Here is a 21,486-nt window from a genome sequence, read left to right as displayed (position 1 = left end):
GACCAACCTACGAATACGAAGCGATCGCGCTTGAGCCAGTCGTCTAGAACGTCAAACCACCCTCTACTAGGGGCGCGTCCAACTGCGATGGTCATCGGACTAAAATCCTCTTTTTTTACTAAAATTGCAACGTTTCTAAAGCAGTACGGAGAGCCGGTGTAACCGACTGCGTGAGGAATTAACGTTTTTTTTGACAATCTCAACAGCGTCAAAGCAACTGAGATTCTGAGAATTTGCTGACCAGTGAAATCAGCATTTCTCTTTCTTTATGCCATTAGACGTACCATCGGCTAGTAATCTAGCTTGTGGTAACTTAATGATTCTTAACTTATCACACTACTCGGGGTTTTTGCCTGATACACAGAAGCAAATTAGGCATAAAACGCGAACCTTATAAATAATATGAATATCAGAAATTTTACAATTTGACACAAGTTTTCTCAGAAATGTAAAAAAATTTAGTGCAGATGGACGTAGGTAGGTAACTCATTCCCAAGAGGTCAAAAAGAGGCAGGGGGCAGGGGGCAACGGAGAAAGAATTTTTATCAGCTACTGAGTGAAAAAATTATATAACGTGCCCTAACAAATTATATGGATTGTATGGGTAGCAGGAACAGGGAGGGGCGCAGTTAAGTTTTTGTCAACAATGTTTGGTAAAATGTGGATGGTTACTTCGCCGCCCCGGTCGTTGATACACCTCTGGAAAACCTATGTGAAACGTTGGACAAGGGGAAAGGAAGTTGGCACATCTTGACTAATACAAATAGCCTAAGTGGTTTGTCCCATAGTGCAAGTAAGCCAGCATCATCCAGGACAGTAAAATTTGTCGGGTACAGGGTAAAAAATTCATAGTTTGCGGTAAAGTATCCCGTGGACTTAAAACAGAGCTTCAGTGCCTCCTAAGCAATAGCCGGATTGGTACAGAGAGCCACCACTCTATGCAAGTGCATTCAGTGTACAAGTATGTCACAGCGAGTATCTCAAGGGCAATGGTAGTTCAATGATGGCATCAACAACGATTAACAAAGGCGATCGCCTCCTGCATCAAAATGTTCTCGGTTCTCGTCGCTTCAGTAACTACTCCTGGGCAACTATCGTTACCTTGGGAGCCAGCGGCTTTTTATTGGCTGGGATATCCAGTTATTTAAAAGTTAATTTACTCATAGTTTCCGATCCAACTAAACTGGTATTTTTCCCCCAAGGATTGGTGATGGGATTATATGGCACTGCTGGCTTGCTATTAGCCACATATTTGTGGTTAGTGATTTTATTAGATGTAGGTGGCGGTTACAACGAATTTAATCAGGAAACTGGCACAATCAAAATCTTCCGTTGGGGATTTCCTGGCAAAAACCGCCGAATTGAGATTGACAGCCGCATAGAAGATGTGCAATCTGTGCGAATAGCCGTCAAAGAAGGTCTAAATCCGCTTCGTGCCCTCTATCTACGCATTAAGGGCCGGCGAGATATACCCTTAACACGGGTTGGACAACCGTTATCTTTAACAGAGTTGGAAACAGAAGGCGCAAAGTTAGCCCGCTTTTTGGGAGTGTCACTAGAAGGACTTTAATTAATTGGGCATTGGGAATGGGGCATGAGGCATTGCGGATTGGGAAGTGCGGACAAGGAGGACAAGAAGGATAAACTGGGAAACAAGCCGATAAATCAAGAATTTTTACAATGCCCAATGCCCAATGACGCCACTTGCTCCACTTGGGGAGACCCCAAGACCGCAGTGGCTCCCCAATGCCCCTTGAAAGGATAAGATACTGTGGTTGAATCAGTAACTGGCAATGCGGTTAAAAATTTCACAATTTTTGCTTTCTCTTGTGATCATCAGTGCTTTGATGTTGGGAGGATGTTCCACACAGCAAGTCGCTTCTAATACGTCTTCTCCAAGCTCGACAGCTACCTCGGCTACAAGCCAGGCAAGCACCAAGACGACTACTGAAGCAACATCTATATCTCAAACTATTAGTGAGAGTATTCCTGGAATCACAGATTTACCACGGCTTGAAGGCAAGGCTACTGTAGTGCTCACGGTTAAAGGTTCGCCGATTACTATCGAAGTAGACGGCACTGATGCCCCCATTACAGCTGGCAACTTCGTAGATTTAGTGCAAAAGGGTGTTTACGATGGTTTAGCTTTCCATCGAGTTGTGCGCGAACCCCAACCGTTTGTAGTTCAAGGGGGCGATCCCCAAAGCAAAGACCCGAAAGTTCCAGCAAATAGACTGGGAACCGGTAGCTATATTGACCCAAAAACGGGAAATCCTCGCTATATACCTTTAGAAGTTAAACCAAAAGGTTCAGATACTCCGATTTACAATAAACCATTTGATGCTAGTGCTCAACCTGTCGTATTGCCCCATAAGCAGGGTGCAGTAGCAATGGCGCGATCGCAACCACCAGACTCTGCTTCTGCCCAGTTTTACTTTGCTTTAGCAGATTTGGCCTTCTTGGATGGTAACTACGCCGTGTTTGGCAATGTCACTCAAGGCTTCGATGTGGTGAATAAAATTCAGCAAGGCGATCGCATTGAATCTGCTAAAGTCACCCAAGGTGCTGAAAATCTGAAAACACCAGGGCAGTAAAAGGAGCGGGGGAGATGGGGGAGATGGGGGAGATGAGGAAGTTTATTAGACATATCCGCAAATTAAATCTCGAAGGGTTATAAATCGAGAATCAAAACCTAATTTCCGAACAAGTGGATTGATAATTACGCTTCCTCATCCCCCATATCTCCCTCATCCTCCTCATCCCAAAATTCAAATTGGTTAAGGTTTGTGTAACTGGTATTGGTTTAATTTCTGCCTTGGGTGGAAGCTTAGAGGATAGTTGGCGAAATTTGCTAGCAGGTAAATCTGGAATTCGGTTGCATCAACCATTTCCAGAAATTACACCACTTCCTCTAGGTTTGATTGCTCAACAACCATCTGAGTTGCCAATGTTAACTCAGATGGTTATTGCTTCTGCTTTGCAAGATGCTGGGTTAGTTTCACCTTTAGCTGATTGTGCTGTAGTCATTGGATCGAGTCGCTCTTATCAAGCGTCTTGGGAGATGCTGGCGCGGCAAATGTATGAAGACACGGCGAAGCCCGTGTCCTCTTTTGGAAATTGGCTAGATACATTACCTCACATGAATGCGATCGCAGCTGCAAGACAAATCGGTGCATCTGGGATAGTTTTGGCACCGATGGCAGCTTGTGCAACTGGAATTTGGTCTATTGCCCAAGCAGCTTTGCTGATCCAAACTGGGCAATGTCAACAGGCTCTAGCTGGTGCAGTGGAAGCGCCGATTACACGTTTAACTTTAGCTGGATTTCAGCAGATGGGTGCTTTAGCGAAAACTGGCGCTTATCCCTTTGATTTACATCGGGAAGGCTTAGTTTTGGGTGAAGGTGCAGCTGTGTTTGTCTTGGAATCAGCAGAGTTGGCAAAACAGCGGCAAGCAAAAGTGTATGGTGAAATTCTCGGTTTCGGTTTAACTAACGACGCATATCATACCAATTCACCAGAACCTCAAGGGAAAAATGCGATCGCTGCCATCAAACAATGTCTAAAACGTAGTTGTCTCTCACCAGCCGATATTGATTATATTCATGCTCATGGCACAGCTACCCAGCTAAATGACCGGATAGAGAGCATGGTAATCCAGGGTTTGTTTCCCCAAGGCGTAGCAATTAGTTCCACCAAGGGAAGCTCAGGTCATACACTAGGAGCATCTGGAGCCTTAGGTGTAGCTTTTTCTCTCATGGCATTAAAGCATCAAATTTTACCACCTAATCTAGGGTTGCAGCAGCCAGAATTTGATTTAGATGTGGTTACAGCAGCCCGTCTAAGTAAACTTAGGCAGGTATTATGTTTGAGTTTTGGCTTTGGGGGACAGAATGCTGCGATCGCGCTGGCAAGGTAAAAACTTGTGGGTTTAACTGTCTGAGCAACATCATGTATAAGTTTTAATTAAGCATTTGTTGTTCATATATAAGCATTTACTGCAAACATTGAAGCTGTTATAAGTTTTAATTAAGCATTTGTGGCAAACATTGAAGCTATTATAAGTTTTAATTAAGCATTTGTTGCTCATATATAAGCGTTTGCTGCAAATAGTCAAGCTACTGTTACCAACGTTGAAGCATTTGTAAGAAATAATTGACTTTTTGTTATTAACGCTTAAGCATTTACTGCAAATACTCAGGCTGCTGTTACCAACGGTAAGGGATTTCTAAGTAAAAAATATCCAACTATTTCTTGTGGGATGGGCATCTCACCCATCCGATAAACTGAGCAGGCTACAGAGCCACTCTCCACAAGATTGGATAATTTATTTTTTGGAATTCCTTAACTTCGCATACTGCTTTGCAGCTAATACCAAGATATTAAATAGAAAACTGTAACAAAAACTACAAAAGCTCTATTTTCCTAAAAAAAAAGATAAGCTAGTTAAATATGATATCCGGTTCGTAAAGATACCGTGATTAGGAGAAAATTTTATGATTTCAAAATCCCTGTTGCTGCCAGAACCTGCTTCTCCAGCACATATATGTCCATTTGATCAAGCCTGTAGCTACTTAGAAGCGGCAGCTAAAGAATTAAATTTAAATCAAGGTTTGCTGGAAATTCTCAGCCACCCGCGTAAGGTTGTCACGGTTTCCATTCCCGTGAAACTAGATGATGGGCAAATACAAGTTCTCGCTGGACACCGGGTACAGCACTCCGATGTTTTAGGCCCCTACAAAGGTGGAATTCGTTATCACCCGGCTGTGACACTGCGCGAAGTTTCAGCTTTGGCAATGTTGATGACCTGGAAATGTGCTTTATTAGGTATTCCTTACGGTGGTGGTAAGGGTGGTATTGCTATAGATCCAAAACGTTATAGTGTTGGCGAATTAGAGCGAATCAGCCGCCGATATATCAGCGAGTTGATTAAAGATATTGGGCCTGCGGTAGATATTCCTGCACCGGATATGGGTACTTCGGCCCGTGAGATGGCTTGGATGATGGACACTTACTCTGTAAATGTTGGTCATGCTGTACCAGGGGTTGTGACTGGGAAACCGCTTTCTATTGGTGGTTCGCTGGGACGGGAAATGGCAACCGGACGTGGCGTGATGATTATTGTCCGTGAGGCGCTAGCAGAACAAGGTAAATCCTTGGCAGGAGTGCGAGTAGTTATCCAGGGTTTCGGTAACGTTGGTAGTGCCGCAGCGGAATTACTACATCAAGCAGGCGCGAAAATTATCGCTGTTTCAACGGGTGCTGGGGGAGTATTTTCCGAAGTTGGTCTTGATATTCCCAAGTTGAAAGTCTACGCTGCTGAAAATCGCAAGAGTATTGCGGGTTTCCCGCAATCTGTACCAATTAGCAATGCAGATTTATTAAGTTTACCCTGCGATGTCTTAATACCAGCGGCTTTGGAAAACCAGATCACTGAAGAAAATGTGAATCAGGTACAAGCGGAGATTGTGGCAGAAGCAGCTAACGGGCCAGTTACTCTTGAGGCTAACTTGTCGTTAGAGGCGCGGGGTGTGACAGTGCTACCGGACATCTTGGCAAATGCTGGTGGTGTGGTAGTCAGTTATTTGGAATGGGTGCAGGGTCTTTCCTATGTATTTTGGGATGAGGAACGCGTCAACCGTGAAATGGAGTATTTGATGGTGCAAGCCTACCGCCGGGTGATTCAGCAGTCGAAGATACGGCAAATTCCTTTAAGGTTAGCAGCTTACACACTGGGGGTAGGTAGAGTGGCGCAGGCGCTGACTGACAGAGGTCTTTATCCTTAAGTTTTTATATTTAGTTGTTCACGGGGCAGAATAAATCATTGTCGGTAGCAATTTTACTTGAGCCGCCATTTATTTATCTGCCTTTTTTTATTGGGAGCATCCCAATGCAAGCAAATTTAGCAAGATCATTAGTTGTCATTGCAAATCAAGCGAACGCGCTGCGTCTGGTAAAGAAGCCAAATGAAGCAATCGCAACATCTCTACTTTGCGATTGCTTTGCTCCACTGCGTTACGCTCGCAATGACAAATTGTATTTTTACACATTTGGGATGCTTTCTTTTTGTTGGGCGATCGCTATTACATGACTAGTAGTAAGTGTCTATGAGATGACAATCATATACTTAGGGACTTGCAATTAAAAAAATATCCAATTCTTTAGTAATACACCATTTTCAACTATCGCAGTGCGTTAGAGGAAATGTCGTAACGCACCCTACAATTAATGGATAATTTATTTTTTGGTATCCCCTTATTTAGTCAAGGATACTTCAACCTACCTTACTCATTAGAAGGTGCAGCAGCATTAATCAGGTCTGGCGTTTCCTCAGCAGGAGGACGCTCAATAGTTTGAGCCGATGTGGGACGTTGATGGCGATCGCGAGTTTCTATCTGCACAGGTTGACGTGTCTCAATTGACTTGTACAGCGCTTGAATGATCGAAACATCAATCAACCCTTCCGTTCCAGATGGCTCTGGGTTTTTATCTTGCAGAATACAATCAGAGAAGTAGATAAATTCAGCTGCTAGTTGATCGTGATCCTCAAAAGTACGCTCTTGGGTTTCACCATTAATTGTTAGGTAGTGCTTCAGTTCTCCCTGCCAAGCATAGGCAGATTCTACTCGCAAATCGCCTTGAGTACCTACAATCTGATAGCTGGAAACACTTGCCCCTCCAAAGCTACAGGTAAATGTTGCCAATCGCTCATTGGGAAAACACAAGATGACGCTAGTCATTTCTTCCACTTCGCTGAAGCGTTCTTCTCCGTTATTGGCAGCTACAGCAAATACTTCAATTGGTTCATCTTGCAATAGATAACGTGCAGCATTAATGCAGTAAATGCCAATATCATAGAGCGTGCCACCACCTGTAGCATCTCGTAAACGAATATTGCCTTCTTCTACTTGCTGAGTAAAAACCGAGTTGAAAATCCGTGGTTCACCAATTTGCTTTGAGCGGACAATTTCGACTGCTTGTAAATTAGCTTCTTCTAAATGTAAGCGGTAGGCAATCATCAGCTTCACATTGTTGTCATTGGCAGCTTTAATCATTGCCTCACACTCTTCTTCAGTCGTTGCCATTGGCTTTTCACATAACACATGAATTGCCTGATTAGCAGCCCGCACAGTGTACTCGCAATGCAAGTGATTGGGCAGCGCAATATAAACGGCATCAACCTCACCGCTTGTCAAACAATCTTCATACTGCTCGTAGGAGTAAGTATGCTTAATGCCATACTTTTTGCTCAGTTCTTCGCTTTTAGTGGCGTCATCTGAAACCAGTGCCACTAATTCCGAGTTTTCGGCGTGGACAAAGGAAGGTAAGGCAGCTTCTTGAGCAAACCAACCTAAACCAACAACGGCATAACGAATTTTACGCTGATCATTTGTAGCAGTCATTTTTATACCTCATGATGAATAGCTTGGTAATTTTAAGGGACTTCCAGTTAAAAAAACATCCCATCGTAGGGGTGCAAAGCCAAGATCCCCTACAAATGTACAAATAATTTTGGATAATTTATTTTTTGTCAGTCCCTAATGCCCTAATTACGTGCAAGTTATGGTTTGTTTTTCTACTTCAATTAATGAAAGAATGTCTGTTGCTTTAGTTTTAGCTATCTTTTCCCTTCACTAATAATCGATTTTTAGGGCTGAAAACTTGGAGGTTGATGAATGATATCTCGTATATTCTCAGTGACTTGGTAAATTAAAACCTCATTCTTTCAGTAAGCTTTAGTTCAGACTTAAGGAATATTTTTGGTATTGCACCCTAACTGAAATTCATAACCTTGGCATGATGGATACTGAGTATGCAGCATTAGTAGCCCAAGGCTATGACCCCAACCTGGAACACCAACTGAAGATTTCCCACAGACCAGTCGCTTATATAATCAATTAACCAACAACTCAACTTTCTTTATTATGATGGTGTCACAGGGAGTATTTTTATTTTGGTGAGAGATTGGAGGCAACTCTGAGTATTCACAACCTGAAGCACAATTGGTGTACAAAAGACAGTATGTCTAATACAAATTATCGGAGTTTAACAAGTGTATGGTGAGCCAAATAGAACCATCAACTCAAACTTTATACGACCAAGATTATTACCTTTGGCTCAGAACAACCATCAACCAACTTCGCACTAATCAGTTTTCATCTGTGGATTTAGATAACTTAATTGAAGAGTTGGAAGATATGGGCAGGAGCCAGAAGCGAACGGTTAAAAGTCTGTTAATTCGACTTTTTGAACATCTGCTTAAGCTCACATACTGGAATGTGGAACGGGAGCGAAATCAAGGGCATTGGAAAGGTGAAATCAGGACATTCCGTAGAGAGATTAAGGATGAACTCAAAGATAGTCCTAGTCTTAAGCCTTACATCTTAGAAATATTTGATCAATGTTATCAAGACGCAAGGACAGAAGCAAGCGATCGCTCTCAACTTTCCATTGACATATTTCCCTTGATACCCATTGGTTCTTTAGAGCAAATTTTAGATGAAAACTGGTTTCCCGAATATAACCACAATCATCACGCTAAAGCTGATTAAAATGAATCCCCACCCGACGAATTCCTGCAAGAATGCCTCACTGACCCAGTGTTGAGAATTCAACTTAAACAAATGGCATCGCAAAACTTTTGTAAATACTCTTAAGTAACTCTGCTAACAAAGGATTAGAGGATGTAGAAATCTTGCCAAATATGAAATACTAATCCTTATTTGTTAGCGCTCGTTAAAAATAGATAAGTATGGACCATAAGTAAAAGCTCGGTTACGTTTATTTCCGGTAATTTCTTGCACAATTCCTATGGCACATAATTCTTTGACTAAATTGTTAGTATTAGCATATAATAATTGGGTAATTTCTTGAGCAACTTCCATATTAAAAACTGGTTGGAAATAAAGTTTTTCAAGTAAAGCTATAGCACTTCCTGACTTGCGACTGCTGATTTATTTTATTACTATTCTACGATGTTCCTCTTTTAAATTAACTATTTGACGAGCAACAGTAGATGCTTCCTGAGCAACTTCATATACACCTTTTAGAAAAAACTTAAGCCAGCTTTCCCAATCCCCAGTATCCCTTATAGATTGGAGATAATCGTAATATTGCAAACGGTGTTTTTTGAAGTAATAAGATATGTACAACAATGGGCGTTTTAATATATTTTTTTCACATAACAAGAAAGTAATTAGCAAACGTCCTGTTCTTCCGTTGCCGTCTTCAAAAGGGTGAATTGTTTTAAACTGAGCATGAGCTAATCCAATTTTAATTAAAGCTGGCATTGGGGCAGAGTCATGTAAAAACTTCTCAAAATTACTTAAAGCTTCTTGCATATCATGGGGTGGAGGTGGAACATAAGTAGCTTCTTTTAAAGAACATTTTCCAGCGCCAATCCAATTTTGGCTGTGGCGAAACTCTCCTGGCCCTTTTTCAGAACCTCGACCTTCTCTCAATAATTCTTTATGAATTTCACGGATCAATCGCAATGATAAAGGAAAATTATTTTCTAATCTTTTGAGTCCGTGATTAATTGCTGCAATATAGTTGACAACTTCAGTTACATCTTGCGGGTTGTCTGGTTCTACTGTACGAGATTCAAATTCAAGAACATCTATTAAAGAAGCTTGTGTTCCTTCTATCTGACTTGACAATACTGCCTCTTTACGAACATACATAAATACGAATAAGTCAGGATTAGGTAAAGCGTCTGTCGAGCCATCTAAACGACCTAACGCTCTATCTGCTTGTGATAAAAGTTCAAACATTTCATCGTCAATACATAATTTAGGTTTAGGCGGCAAAGGATTAGGTATAAAAGCTTTGTATCCAGCAAGTTGCTCTACGTATTTACCTGCTCTATAGGTATCAACCATATTATCGATTCCATTCACAAGAGAAGATTTTTAATCCATATTATCGAATATTCCTTGTTATCAATAATAAAGAATATTTTTTTGTTATACATGATATAGTTAAAGGTTACGCTTAATTTAGTAAACAGCAACCAACCGCATTCCTTTTGGCTGAATTTCTTAAGTGGTCAGTATACTTGCTATAGCTTTGCTAGACTAGCTGCGTAGATTATCAGCCAACGCGCTCAGTAAAACGTGTTTGAATCTCAGGAAATAGCTCACACAGTTCTTTTTTCTGGACGGGTGCGTAAAAAGCCATCCATTTGTAATACTGGGAACACAACGTCTCTGGTGGACGTAGAAATAGTGGTTAAAGTCTAATCCACAGAGAGTGAATACGCAACTTGGGTTTCCATAGGAGTATGCAGACGTGCAGCCGGACTTAATAGGCTTGGAAATTAGCAAAGGAGAACTGAGACGTTTGACTGGGTTCGATCCAGAAGACGTTTTTAGACCTTCTGTTTTGCGAGATAGCAAGAAGCGATTAGGGTTTTTGATCAATGAAATGCTGGTGACACTGGCGCTAACGCCAATAATTGTTGGCTTTGTTTACGCGTTTATTATTCTGCCGACAATTGGATCTTCAATTCGACTAGGAATTCTTTTACTAATTCTAGTGCCAATCCCGATATTAGTTGGGCGAGCGCTCTGGCGGCAATTGACCTGTCCTGAAGGACTGACAATACTTTTAGATGAAGTTGATAAATATCATGACCTGATTGGCGCCATAGATATTAATGACCAATTGGCAGCATCAGGAAACGTAGAAAGCAGTATCCATGACCGAGATCAAGTAACCGCCGCCCTGCAACTGATTAGAGAAGATTTAGTCCGCGCTTTGAAAACGGAACGAATTTTGCGAGATAATAAAAAATTGCTTGCTAATAATCAAGAGTTATTTGTGAATAATTTAGCCAGTCTGCAAGCTTTACAACTTAGTAGTCAAGCAGGCGAATATGCTCAACTGCTAAATCAATCATTGCAAATTGCGATCGATGTACAAGCAGAAATCAGAAAATTGCAGAAAGGCTGAATTGATGTTTAAAAAGTCACAAATGATACTTACAGACCTATCTTTTTTGAGGAGAAAGGCTTTGAATCTCTCCCCAACCCTAGTAGGGAAGGGGGTAGGGGGTTAGGTTGCAATTTTTGATGTTTAGCAAAATACTTTTCAAATCCGAACTTTTCTAAAAAACAATTGCCCCGTTGACTTAAAATGAGCAACAAACCAAAAATAATTGTCCTGGATGATGACCCTACAGGTTCTCAAACAGTCCACAGCTGCTTGCTGCTAATGCACTGGGATGTGGACACTTTACGCAGCGGGTTGCAGGATGATTCGCCGATTTTCTTTGTGCTGACTAACACTAGATCACTAACCCCAGAATTAGCTGCATCTGTGATCAAAGAAGTTTGCCATAACTTGAAAATCGCCTTGAATGCTGAAGGGATTGACGATTTTCTGATTGTCAGCCGTTCTGATTCTACTTTGCGAGGGCATTATCCCATTGAAACTGATGCGATCGCACAAGAACTCGGCCCCTTTGATGCTCATTTTCTCGTACCTGCATTTTTTGACGGCGGACGCATCACCCGCGACAGTGTGCATTACTTGATTATTGCTGGTGTACCCACCCCAGTGCATGAAACTGAATTTGCCCGTGATTCAGTCTTCAGCTACCATCACAGTTATTTACCCAAGTATGTCGAAGAAAAGACTCAAGGACGAATTAGTGCCGAGGCTGTAGAAAGGTTTCTCCTGGCCGATATTCGGGCTGGTAGTCTAGAACGCTTGTTAAAACTGAGTGGTAATCAGTGCGCTGTCGTCGATGGTGAAACTCAAGCTGATCTCAACCGCTTTGCAGTAGACATATTAGCAGCAGCAAGTCAAGGGAAACGCTTTCTGTTTCGCAGTGCAGCCAGTATTTTAACAGCTTTAGCCGCTTTACCACCCCAACCCATCGCCGCCGAAAACATGGCGCAGTACGTGCGAGAAGGCAAACCAGGTGCGGTAATTGTTGGTTCCCATGTTAAAAAGACTACTCAGCAATTAGCAGCGCTATTGCAAGTAGAGGGAACTGTGGGAATCGAAGTAAATGTAGCACGATTACTTGATCAGGGGGCAGATGAATCTGCGGCACTGTTAACTGAAATCAAAGAAAGTACACGGGCGGTACACGACGCTGGCAAAACACCAGTGGTTTATACTAGCCGTCAGGAACTGAGTTTTAAAGATGTCAACACCAGATTGGAGTTTGGGGCAAAAGTTTCAAGTTTATTGATGGATATTGTGCGGGGTTTACCATCTGATATAGGATTTTTAATCAGCAAGGGTGGTATTACCTCAAACGATGTCTTGAGTACTGGACTAGCCTTAACTTCAGCCCGCTTACTCGGTCAAATTTTAGCTGGTTGTTCAATGGTCTTAACGCCATCCGATCATCCCCAGTTTCCTAATTTGCCTGTGGTGCTGTTTCCAGGTAACGTCGGCGATGCTGATGCCTTGGAGATAGTTTATCAGAGGTTAACCGTGCCAATTTGAGATTTGAGATTTTAGATTAAAGGATCTTTTGGTTCATGTCAGATTAACGTCCTGCTAGGCGCTTTCACCTTTTGTGGGTGACACAAATCCAAAATCCAAAATTGAAAATCCAAAATCTGTTGGCTAAAACTGTCCCTTGTCTTTTGGCTAGTACTGCATGACTTCTGATTCTGCGATTCCCAATCTAAAGTCAAATTCTGCACTTCCTGATGCAGAACCAAACTCTATCCTTTCTGAGGTAGAGGTAAATCCTACTGTTTCTGATCTAGAGTCAGATTCTATCCTCCCGGATGCTGAGTTAAATTCTGTCCTCCTTTATTTAAAGTCAAATACTGTCCTTGGGGATGTAGAGTCAAATCCTGCTAACCCAGATGTAGAGTCAAATCCTGATGCGGGATCAGATTTTATCCTGACTGATTTAAATCCCGATGAGTTAGCATTACCAGGACATCGTGTAAATGATAATACTCAAGTCCAGTTGAAAAGTCAGGAGGGACGGCTATTATTAATTTTGCCTCCGGAGTCTCAAGGATCTGCCTCAGAACTCAGTTGGTCTGATATTTGGCAACAAATAAGGCAACGTCTGAATGCAGGCGATCGCTTCCGTATATCTAATACACCTGTACATCTAATGGCACAAGACCGCCTAGTAGATACCAGGCAACTGCAAGAACTTGCTGAGGCTTTGAGTGAAGTTCAACTCCGGCTAATATCTGTCTCGACGAGTCGTCGGCAAACTGCGATCGCTGCTGTGACATCTGGATATTCTGTAGAACAACTACAACCCGTAACAACTCTTGTTTCAGAGTCCAAAGCTACAGCTACACCCCAGGCAGATGCTCTCTATCTAGAAACAACAGTCCGCTCTGGAGTAGAGATTCGTCATCCTGGTACAGTAATTATCTTGGGAGATGTAAATCCAGGTGGTATTGTAATTGCAGATGGAGATATTATCATCTGGGGTCGTCTACGTGGAATTGCTCATGCTGGGGCCGGAGGCAATCGTGAGTGTCTGATTATGGCTTTGCAAATGGAACCTACCCAATTGCGGATCGCAGATGCTGTAGCTAGAGCACCAGAAAAATTACCGATGCAATTTTCTCCAGAAGTGGCACATATTATGCCCCAAGGGATTCGTATCGCTAGGGCTAGTGATTTTTCTAGAAACCAATTTACTAAGATTTAATCAGTAGCCCTGAATATTTACTTAAAGAATGAAGAATATGAAGGATGAAATATAGCGGTTTTCATGTAGATGGAATACACTACTCTAATCCCTTTTTTCTAACGAAGTGTATTGCACACAACTGAGCACAGACGCAAAGCGGCTTGTCGCCAGACATCGTAATCAAAAAATATTCATCCCTCGCCCGAATCAGGGAGACCAGATATTTCTTCATACCTGATACGATACTTCATACTTTATACTGCAATTTACTGTTTTATATTTTCTGAACCCTCATTGACCGCATTTCTATCATGACTCGCATTATAGTGATTACCTCCGGTAAAGGAGGAGTGGGTAAAACCACAGTTTCAGCAAATCTGGGCATGGCTTTAGCCAAAATGGGGCGTCAAGTTGCTTTAGTTGATGCGGATTTTGGTTTGAGAAATTTGGATTTGCTGCTAGGGCTGGAAAATCGCATCGTTTATACTGCGGTGGAAGTCTTGGCCAGAGAGTGCCGCTTAGAACAAGCCTTGGTGAAAGATAAGCGCCAACCCAATCTCGTACTCCTGCCGGCAGCCCAAAATCGCTCCAAAGATGCAGTCACACCTGAACAGATGAAGTTACTGGTGAATGCCTTAGCGCAAAAGTATCAGTACGTGATTATTGATAGCCCCGCCGGCATTGAAAATGGGTTTAAAAATGCGATCGGTCCAGCAAAAGAAGCGCTAGTTGTCAGCACACCAGAAATTTCTTCAGTTCGTGATGCCGACCGGGTAGTGGGGTTACTAGAAGCACAAGGTATCAAGCGTGTTCATTTAATAATTAACCGCATCAGACCCGCAATGGTGCAAGCAAATGATATGATGTCAGTGCAAGATGTTCAGGAACTTCTCGCCATTCCCCTGATCGGGGTAATCCCTGACGACGAGCGTGTTATTGTATCTACCAATCGCGGCGAACCCTTAGTGTTAGCGGAAAATCCCTCTTTAGCTGCTACAGCCTTTGAGAACATTGCTCGTAGATTGGAAGGGGAAAGTGTCCAATTTATGGAGATCGACTCGTCCCAAGACAGCATCTTCGCCCGCCTACGAAGGTTGTTGTGGACAAAGATTGTTTAACTTACTTTTCCAGTCTCCACGCCAGACCTATTCGTAATGATTGAACTTCTAGAACGACTTTTTTTTCGCGGTCCTGATAGCAGTCGAACTCAAGTTAAACGTCGCCTGCAATTGGTGATTGCTCACGATCGCGCTGACATAGACCCTCAAACGTTGGAAAAAATGCGGCAAGAAATCTTAGATGTAGTCTGTCGCTATGTCGAAGTTGAGACAGAAGGCTTAGAGTTTTCTTTAGAAAGCAACCAACGAACCACAGCTTTAATTGCTAATTTGCCCATTCGCCGGGTCAAAGGTGCTATACCTGAGTGGGAAAGGGGTGATAAGTCTTTATGATCTAGTTAAATTATCTTTAATTACAACGAATCATCCCAACTTTTGGATTAAAAGTATCTACAAAAAAGCGATTCCAAGTGAGATAAGTTAGGTAAGCCAGTATTGTATACAAGTATACTTACACACAATAATTAGTTTCAACCAATGGAGTGCGAAAGCCTCAGCTTTGAGCATCATGAATTGCTTTGAGCAGTTCGTCCTTGCTCATTTTGCTACGACCTTCAATATTCAGCGCTTTCGCTTGCTCATATAACTCCCGCTTTGATGGCTCAGACCCATCTTTAACCTCATGGATAGCTCGCTTGATAGCTGGAGTCCATTCGACGTGTTGCTTACCTTCTTTAGAAGCTTGTTCCTTTGTTTCCTCTGCTTCTTGTTTTTCCTTGTCGCTCAACTTATCCCACACGGAGGAAGGCAAGTAGCGCTTAGTGACTTTGCCCTCACGGGCGCGGTCTTCATGTTCTTCAGTCTGCCAATCTTGCTCAGACCATTCTTCCAATGATTTTGCTGCTTCGTCTTTTTCGGCTTGCTTGTAGTCTCCACCTTGTTTCTCATATTCCCGCACTAAAAGCTGACTTTTTCGCGCAGACCACTGACCAGGCTTACCACCTTTATCGGATTTCAGAATTTCTTCCTTGAGTTGGCGACGCAGTTCAGGGTGAGTATATTTTTCTTTGTAATTTTCATCAGCCATATTATCTACTTGCCTTAAATTCTGTGTGTGAAGAATCTTACAAAATAATTTTTCTTTCCTCAACCAAGATTTATTGACTGTTTTTGATAGTTTTGAAAGCGATAAATATTTTTTACCAAGATATGCGGTTTTGTTGATATTTTCCTCTCTCAAAGGGGGAATCAAAGAACCAAAAATCCTCCGACTTTTTGTGTAAATAAACTATTAGTATTTCTCCTCTTAAAAAAAATCTCCCCTTGTCAGCAGTGATGACAACGGGAGCATATAAGATTTTTTATAAACTATCGGTAGGCCACTTGTGGTCCTGCCCAAATTTCTGTAACCTTTTTACCAAAAGTAATTGGCTGATCATCGTTTGTTGTAGTGACAGTTTTACCATCATTACCAACTTGCATTAATGGCCAGTTTTCCTCACCCAATTCACCCGCCCGAAATAGCACATGATCCGGTTGGCTTTTACTCCAACCTAACAATACTGCAATTTTTTCATGATCTTCTTCCTGATTAACAGGAGAAACCGTGTTAGCGTGATTTTTTTGCCGATCCCAAATCACAGCACTATCTGTGGAATCACCTGTGTTAAATATACCTTCAAACTTGCGTGCTAAGAAGCGATCGCCTTTTTCCGACCAACTAACTGGAACTAATACCCCAATTTGACCATTCGGATCAGTTTCTTCTGACGACGCTCCCTTTACAGCCTTTATCTTTAATAAAGGATCACTAACAGGAGTAGTTGAAGCCATCACCCACAACTTCTTAGTTTGCATATCTTGGACAAACAGAACGCTGGTAACACGGCTGTTGTACATTTGGGGTTTTACCTCCAGTTGTACCCGGCTATAAACAGCATATTTACCATCTGGAGAAACCACGGGTACGCTGCGGTAGTGACGCACTCCCGAACCACCTTTAGAACTAATTGCTTCTTGAGTAGCTGTAATCCATTTCCAAGGAATAGGATGAGGACTACCTATGGGATCTATTTGTTCTGCTTGGGACTCCTCAACTGGTTCAACAACAGGTATTTCCGTCGTTGTGGTTGGTTGTGCTCTAAGAGTTGGTGCAACTTGAGTTGCTGTCAATGATTCAGTAAAAGACTTTTCTCTAGAGAGAGAATTTTCTTTTCCTTTCAAAGACTTGACATTAGCAGCTTTGAGTTTTCGGATTAAATTAAGTTGACTAACAGGAACATCTGTTAATGGTGCGAGTTCAACTGCTGCTAAACTATCAGGAACAGTTAAATCGCTATTTGACACAGAACTATCAGCTTTAGCCAGAGGCTCAATTTTATCCGCTGGTAATACTTGCAGTTTTTCAACAGCAGTACTTTGTGTTGGCACAGAGTCAAATTCTTCTGTTAAAGAGTTGATTTGATCTATTTTTAATATTTTAGCTTTCTCAGGTTCACCAACTACAGCTATTTTCTTTGACACAGAGTCAGAATTTCCATTTATCTGTGTTAGTTTAGCTACTTCGGATCTGACTGGGGTCGAGTTACCTGACGCCGCTAGCAAAGGTGCAATCAGTATCACAACGACAACGTAATTCAGAAATGGTTGTACGCGGAACCATCCTGATAGCAAAAGGGGTTTAAGCATTTGTAGACTCTCTAGAGGGGCAGTTGCTATGTGAGAAGCAATACCTATGCAGCAATAGGGCAGGCGGTAATTATATGTATAACAAGAAACTAAAACCTTTGACGAAATATTTTCTTCAAAGTTTGGAGACTTTTGCAAAAATTAAGTATCATTGTTTACACCTTTTTTACTCAGGTAGTAGTTTTTTTGGCAGAAATATGTGGGTATAGTAAATATGCTGAAAACTCAGTAATTACTACACGATATATGTTGCAGTTCCTATATCCAACCACACCAAAAACAGGTATTGGTTAAGGGATATTCCGGGTATAGTTTAGGCGATGACGCTGGCAATTAAGAATGAGATAACTCGGCTATTGGGGATCATAATAGCGATCGCTATTACGCAGCAAATAAGCCAGGCTACACACTAAATATAACAGCGCAAACCCTGATAATAGTAAACATGAGGCGTTACGTGAAAACCTAGGAAAGCCGACGCATAATACATCATACTCAGAAAATACTGCTGTCAGCAACCCAAAGTTATAAATTGCAATCTCAACTACAAAAATAGCTAAAACAAGCAATAGTTTTTTAGAAACTCAATTGTATTTAACGCCAATTTGGGAACAAATGATCGGGAACACAAGAAAATTTACTCGGTAGATGCTCTAGCGGCTCGTGACGATACACCACTAAACGATGAGGCTCACTAAAGGCAGATGCAGATCATACTAGCTGTTACACTTGTCAACTTAACTATTAAGTTAAATCTTGCAGCCTTTGGTTTCACCAATACGAAAATATTCTATCACCAAACAGCCGATATTATTTACCATTAACTAATGACTAACGATTAACAACTAAATTATTAATGAGAATTGTATTCTTTGGTACACCACAGTTTGCTGTGCCCACGTTGGAAAAGTTATTGAATCATTCAGAATTTGACGTGTTGGCAGTTGTCACCCAACCAGATAAACGCCGGGAACGCGGAAATAAACTTACGCCAACACCTGTAAAAGCGATCGCTACTGCTCACAACTTACCAGTATGGCAACCCGAACGGGTCAAAAAAGACACTGAAACTTTAACCCAACTCAAACAATTAGACGCAGATGTGTTTGTTGTTGTTGCATACGGACAGATATTATCGTCAAAAATCCTAAATATACCAAAGTTGGGCTGCATTAATGTGCACGGCTCGATTTTACCCAAATATCGCGGTGCAGCGCCGATTCAGTGGTGTTTGTATAACGGTGAGACAGAAACGGGGATCACAACCATGTTAATGGATGTGGGGATGGATACTGGGGCAATGTTACAAATAGCCACTACACCGATAGGATTACTGGATAATGCCCAAGATTTAGCCGAAAGACTAGCTGTGATCGGTGGGGATCTGTTGGTGGAAACTCTGTTGAAGTTGGAACGTCAGGAAATTCAACCAATTGCCCAAGATAATTTAGCAGCTACTTATGCCCCTCTGATTCAAAAACAAGATTATGGTTTGGATTGGTCAAAAAGCGCTATCCAATTACACAATCAAATCAAAGGCTTTTTCCCTAACTGCACCGCTACCTTTCGTAACAACCTGTTGAAAATCACCGCTTCTGCTCCCCTTGCTTCTGTAAGCGATCGCGAGCTACCACCAGAATTACAAGAATTAATTCATAAACTGCCTGATTTGTCAAATGTATCAGATAAACCGGGAGTTGTAGTGAGCATTGCCAAAGGAATTGGAGCGATCGTCCAAACTGGGGAAGGTTTGTTGCTGTTGCGAGAGGTTCAGCTAGCTGGTAAACGTCCCCAGTCGGGATGGGATTTTGTTAATGGTACCCGCTTAACTGTGGGAGAAGTTTTTGGTGCGGGGAGTTGAGGGGTTGCCAATTTTAGATTTTAGGTTGCACCTTTGGTGCACTAGAAGCGCAACTTGGATTTTGGATTAAAAAAATCTAAAATCTAAAATCTAAAATCTAAAATTAAATGATTCCTAGGTTTTCATAAAAGCGACAAGATTTGCAAGGGCCATCTGGGTTGACTGCACAGCGAATAATTTCTGAATGAGCATTGTAGCAGCAGGTGGCATCACCAATTACCCAACGTCCCTCAACCAAACTTTTCTCAGATGGTCGTTTAGCCGACTGCACGTAAATGGCAATATTATGCAAACGATATCGCCCAGCTTTAAGTTGGTATCGATGGCGGCGCTCTAAAACCGCATAAGTTTTACCTTGAAAATCGAGATAGTTTCCGGGTTGAGGTGTCCAATCAAGTTGCACTCTACCGAGGGACTCACGCGGGTGCGTCAGAATCACTTCGGTTTGTAAAGAGTCTGGCTCCATAAGCTTATGTGATTTGATTTACATTATAAGGATGGTATCGCAATAGCTTTCTTTAGCTTACCGAATTTAGATTACAATTAATGATTCACTCTTTGCGCTCTTAAGGATTACGGCAACCAAAAGTCAGGTAGGATAGATTTGCCCAAGTCACGCAAAGTTTGGTTGAGCGATCGCCCCACTTGTATATGCACTTCATCCTCTTCTACAGCTAAAATCTCAGATGGCTGACCTTCTCCCAAATAAGACACCACCAAATTCGCCGCCTCCAAACCAGTAACATAAGCCTTTTCCTGTGACCAGGAACCATGACGGTTCACAATCCAATCCCCACTCATAAACACATTCTCAAAACTTGTCTTAGCGGGCAACATATAACGATAGCTACCAGGTGCAAAGTGAGTCACCGCCTGAGGTAGCCGAATTACACTGCTATCAATGATCTTTGCCTCCCGAAACGCTGGCACACAAGTTGCTAAATAACCCTGAACTATTGGTAAAATCTCCTCATCGCTCAAACCCAGAAACTGATTAGCGTGATAAAAATCAGCTTCAATTACTGTTCCCGGCTCATCTCGATATTCATCATGTAGAGCATTCAAATCAAAAAATGTCCAACCTGTAGTTGCGTCGAATCCAAAACAAGCATTAGAAGGACGAGGAATATCAATTTTGCGGTCAAACCATAGTCGTGATGCTAAAACATCAATTGCTCCTAAATTGCTCAAATTACGGAATTCTTCACGGCTTTGTAAACTAGGACTAGTTGAGACAATTTTCTTCATACCCGTGATTCCAACTGCAAAAATCACGGCATCTGCTTCAATTACTTCATCACCACAAACCACAGCCTTGGCTCGATGATTACTATCAACAATTAAATCTGTAACCCGACGTTTGGGCAACACTCGCACACCAGCTTTTTCGATACGTTCCACCCAAGGACGAAATATCTTTTCCCCGACAGTTCCCCGACACCAAACCACATCAAAATCTGGTTGATGAGCCAGAATAAAAAAGTAAAGCATCCCTAAAGTTGCTGCGGCTGAACATTGTTCACCAGGGGCAAACAAGCCCACTAATAACATTGGTTCAAAAGCCTCGCGGTAAAGTCGGAAAGAAACATTAAAGTCTTTAAATAATTCACGGGCAGTTACAAAGTCATAGCGCCGCCAAGCATCATCAGAATTGTCAAAATCAACAACAGCATAAAGTAAAGGCAGAGCGCTGAGACGGTCAATTAGTGGCAGCCGTTTAAACTGAGTGTAGAGAAAAGTTCCTAGTGGGGAGGGGAGTCGCGGTAAGTCTTGAAAAATCGGTGATTCAACTTCCAAACCTGCTGGCGAATATTGCGAAGAACGAGTCCAAGTAGTAAAAGGATTAATTTCTAATTCATTGATTAGGGAAAAAATATTTTTGTAAGGATACCAAAAGCCATGAATGCCAGCTTCAACAGATTTTCCGGCGGCTGTTTGCCAACCTGCTACCAATCCACCGGGATAGGGGCCTGCTTCTAGAAGGGTCACATCATAGCCTTGTTTTGCCAAATGGTAGGTTGCTCCTAAACCAGCCCAACCTGCACCTACAACTACCACCCGTTTTAGTTCTGACCCTTCTACCATCCCAGCCTCCGATTGTTGCAGTCCATTAACTAATGTATACGAACTCGTGTTCTGATTAGGCGACGGGTTGCTATTACAGCAGTTTTCCTTTGGATGCAATACGCGCTTTGGTAGCCCAGCTGTGCGCCCCTACGATATATATTCCATTGAATTGAAAACAGCTATAA

Annotated in this window: 18 protein-coding genes; 11 read left to right on the top strand and 7 right to left on the bottom strand. The window is 42.0% G+C overall.

The window, feature by feature from the left end; translation table 11 throughout:
* Positions 1 to 1,000: 1,000 nt before the first annotated feature.
* The 4 genes from V7K40_RS27665 to V7K40_RS27650 all read left to right on the top strand — a co-directional run bounded on the left by V7K40_RS27665 (position 1,001) and on the right by V7K40_RS27650 (position 5,783).
* On the top strand, positions 1,001 to 1,570 hold the full coding sequence (locus V7K40_RS27665) for a photosystem I assembly protein Ycf4 (protein WP_334965453.1): 570 nt from the start codon (positions 1,001 to 1,003) through the stop codon (positions 1,568 to 1,570).
* Positions 1,571 to 1,793: 223 nt separating this feature from the next.
* Complete coding sequence (locus V7K40_RS27660; protein WP_334965451.1) at positions 1,794 to 2,594, top strand: peptidylprolyl isomerase; 801 nt, start codon at positions 1,794 to 1,796, stop codon at positions 2,592 to 2,594.
* 179 nt (positions 2,595 to 2,773) lie between these two features.
* Positions 2,774 to 3,916 (top strand): beta-ketoacyl-ACP synthase, encoded by a 1,143-nt coding sequence (locus V7K40_RS27655; protein WP_334965449.1) that lies wholly within the window; start codon positions 2,774 to 2,776, stop codon positions 3,914 to 3,916.
* Positions 3,917 to 4,493: 577 nt separating this feature from the next.
* Complete coding sequence (locus V7K40_RS27650) at positions 4,494 to 5,783, top strand: Glu/Leu/Phe/Val dehydrogenase (protein WP_334965447.1); 1,290 nt, start codon at positions 4,494 to 4,496, stop codon at positions 5,781 to 5,783.
* Positions 5,784 to 6,281: 498 nt separating this feature from the next.
* On the opposite strand, the gene V7K40_RS27645 is transcribed toward V7K40_RS27650, so the two are convergent.
* A complete protein-coding gene (locus V7K40_RS27645) occupies positions 6,282 to 7,400 on the bottom strand; it encodes a Gfo/Idh/MocA family oxidoreductase (protein ID WP_334965445.1) in 1,119 nt (372 codons plus the stop codon).
* A 654-nt stretch (positions 7,401 to 8,054) separates the two neighbouring features.
* Here V7K40_RS27645 and V7K40_RS27640 point away from each other — a divergent pair.
* Positions 8,055 to 8,549, top strand: coding sequence for a DUF29 domain-containing protein (locus V7K40_RS27640; RefSeq protein WP_334965443.1), 495 nt, complete (start codon positions 8,055 to 8,057; stop codon positions 8,547 to 8,549).
* A 174-nt stretch (positions 8,550 to 8,723) separates the two neighbouring features.
* Here the strand turns inward: V7K40_RS27640 and V7K40_RS27635 are convergent, their stop codons facing one another.
* Both V7K40_RS27635 and V7K40_RS27630 read right to left on the bottom strand, forming a co-directional pair.
* On the bottom strand, positions 8,724 to 8,882 hold the full coding sequence (locus V7K40_RS27635) for a hypothetical protein (RefSeq protein ID WP_334965441.1): 159 nt from the start codon (positions 8,880 to 8,882) through the stop codon (positions 8,724 to 8,726).
* A gap of 69 nt (positions 8,883 to 8,951) precedes the next feature.
* Entirely contained in the window at positions 8,952 to 9,878 is a 927-nt protein-coding gene (locus V7K40_RS27630) for a Fic family protein (RefSeq protein WP_334965439.1), read from the bottom strand.
* Positions 9,879 to 10,287: 409 nt separating this feature from the next.
* Between V7K40_RS27630 and V7K40_RS27625 the strand changes: the two genes are divergently transcribed.
* From V7K40_RS27625 to minE, 5 genes are all read left to right on the top strand, one after another.
* Positions 10,288 to 10,950 carry a hypothetical protein gene (locus V7K40_RS27625; RefSeq protein ID WP_334965437.1) on the top strand — a complete coding sequence of 221 codons (663 nt, stop codon included), beginning with the start codon at positions 10,288 to 10,290 and terminating at the stop codon, positions 10,948 to 10,950.
* A 183-nt stretch (positions 10,951 to 11,133) separates the two neighbouring features.
* Complete coding sequence (locus V7K40_RS27620) at positions 11,134 to 12,459, top strand: four-carbon acid sugar kinase family protein (RefSeq protein ID WP_334965435.1); 1,326 nt, start codon at positions 11,134 to 11,136, stop codon at positions 12,457 to 12,459.
* A gap of 157 nt (positions 12,460 to 12,616) precedes the next feature.
* The gene (minC, locus tag V7K40_RS27615; RefSeq protein WP_334965433.1) at positions 12,617 to 13,645 is read left to right on the top strand and encodes a septum site-determining protein MinC; all 1,029 of its coding nucleotides are present in this window, start codon (positions 12,617 to 12,619) and stop codon (positions 13,643 to 13,645) included.
* 293 nt (positions 13,646 to 13,938) lie between these two features.
* The gene (gene minD / locus V7K40_RS27610; RefSeq protein ID WP_273768711.1) at positions 13,939 to 14,745 is read left to right on the top strand and encodes a septum site-determining protein MinD; all 807 of its coding nucleotides are present in this window, start codon (positions 13,939 to 13,941) and stop codon (positions 14,743 to 14,745) included.
* A 36-nt stretch (positions 14,746 to 14,781) separates the two neighbouring features.
* On the top strand, positions 14,782 to 15,078 hold the full coding sequence (minE, locus tag V7K40_RS27605) for a cell division topological specificity factor MinE (protein WP_273768710.1): 297 nt from the start codon (positions 14,782 to 14,784) through the stop codon (positions 15,076 to 15,078).
* A 160-nt stretch (positions 15,079 to 15,238) separates the two neighbouring features.
* Here the strand turns inward: minE and V7K40_RS27600 are convergent, their stop codons facing one another.
* Together V7K40_RS27600 and V7K40_RS27595 are read right to left on the bottom strand one after the other, a co-directional pair.
* A complete protein-coding gene (locus V7K40_RS27600; RefSeq protein ID WP_334965431.1) occupies positions 15,239 to 15,772 on the bottom strand; it encodes a Rho termination factor N-terminal domain-containing protein in 534 nt (177 codons plus the stop codon).
* 281 nt (positions 15,773 to 16,053) lie between these two features.
* Positions 16,054 to 17,373 carry a hypothetical protein gene (locus tag V7K40_RS27595; RefSeq protein ID WP_334965429.1) on the bottom strand — a complete coding sequence of 440 codons (1,320 nt, stop codon included), beginning with the start codon at positions 17,371 to 17,373 and terminating at the stop codon, positions 16,054 to 16,056.
* 856 nt (positions 17,374 to 18,229) lie between these two features.
* Between V7K40_RS27595 and fmt the strand changes: the two genes are divergently transcribed.
* Positions 18,230 to 19,234 carry a methionyl-tRNA formyltransferase gene (gene fmt, locus V7K40_RS27590; protein WP_334965427.1) on the top strand — a complete coding sequence of 335 codons (1,005 nt, stop codon included), beginning with the start codon at positions 18,230 to 18,232 and terminating at the stop codon, positions 19,232 to 19,234.
* Positions 19,235 to 19,337: 103 nt separating this feature from the next.
* Here fmt and V7K40_RS27585 read toward each other — a convergent pair whose 3' ends face one another.
* Both V7K40_RS27585 and V7K40_RS27580 read right to left on the bottom strand, forming a co-directional pair.
* Positions 19,338 to 19,700 (bottom strand): DUF6464 family protein, encoded by a 363-nt coding sequence (locus V7K40_RS27585; RefSeq protein ID WP_334965425.1) that lies wholly within the window; start codon positions 19,698 to 19,700, stop codon positions 19,338 to 19,340.
* 107 nt (positions 19,701 to 19,807) lie between these two features.
* Positions 19,808 to 21,319: an FAD-dependent oxidoreductase gene (locus V7K40_RS27580; RefSeq protein ID WP_334965423.1), complete on the bottom strand. Its 1,512-nt coding sequence runs from the start codon at positions 21,317 to 21,319 to the stop codon at positions 19,808 to 19,810.
* Positions 21,320 to 21,486 lie beyond the last annotated feature (167 nt).

The organism is Nostoc sp. (assembly GCF_036917195.1).
GTDB lineage: Bacteria > Cyanobacteriota > Cyanobacteriia > Cyanobacteriales > Nostocaceae > Nostoc.
This window is presented reverse-complemented; position numbering and strand designations above follow the sequence as displayed.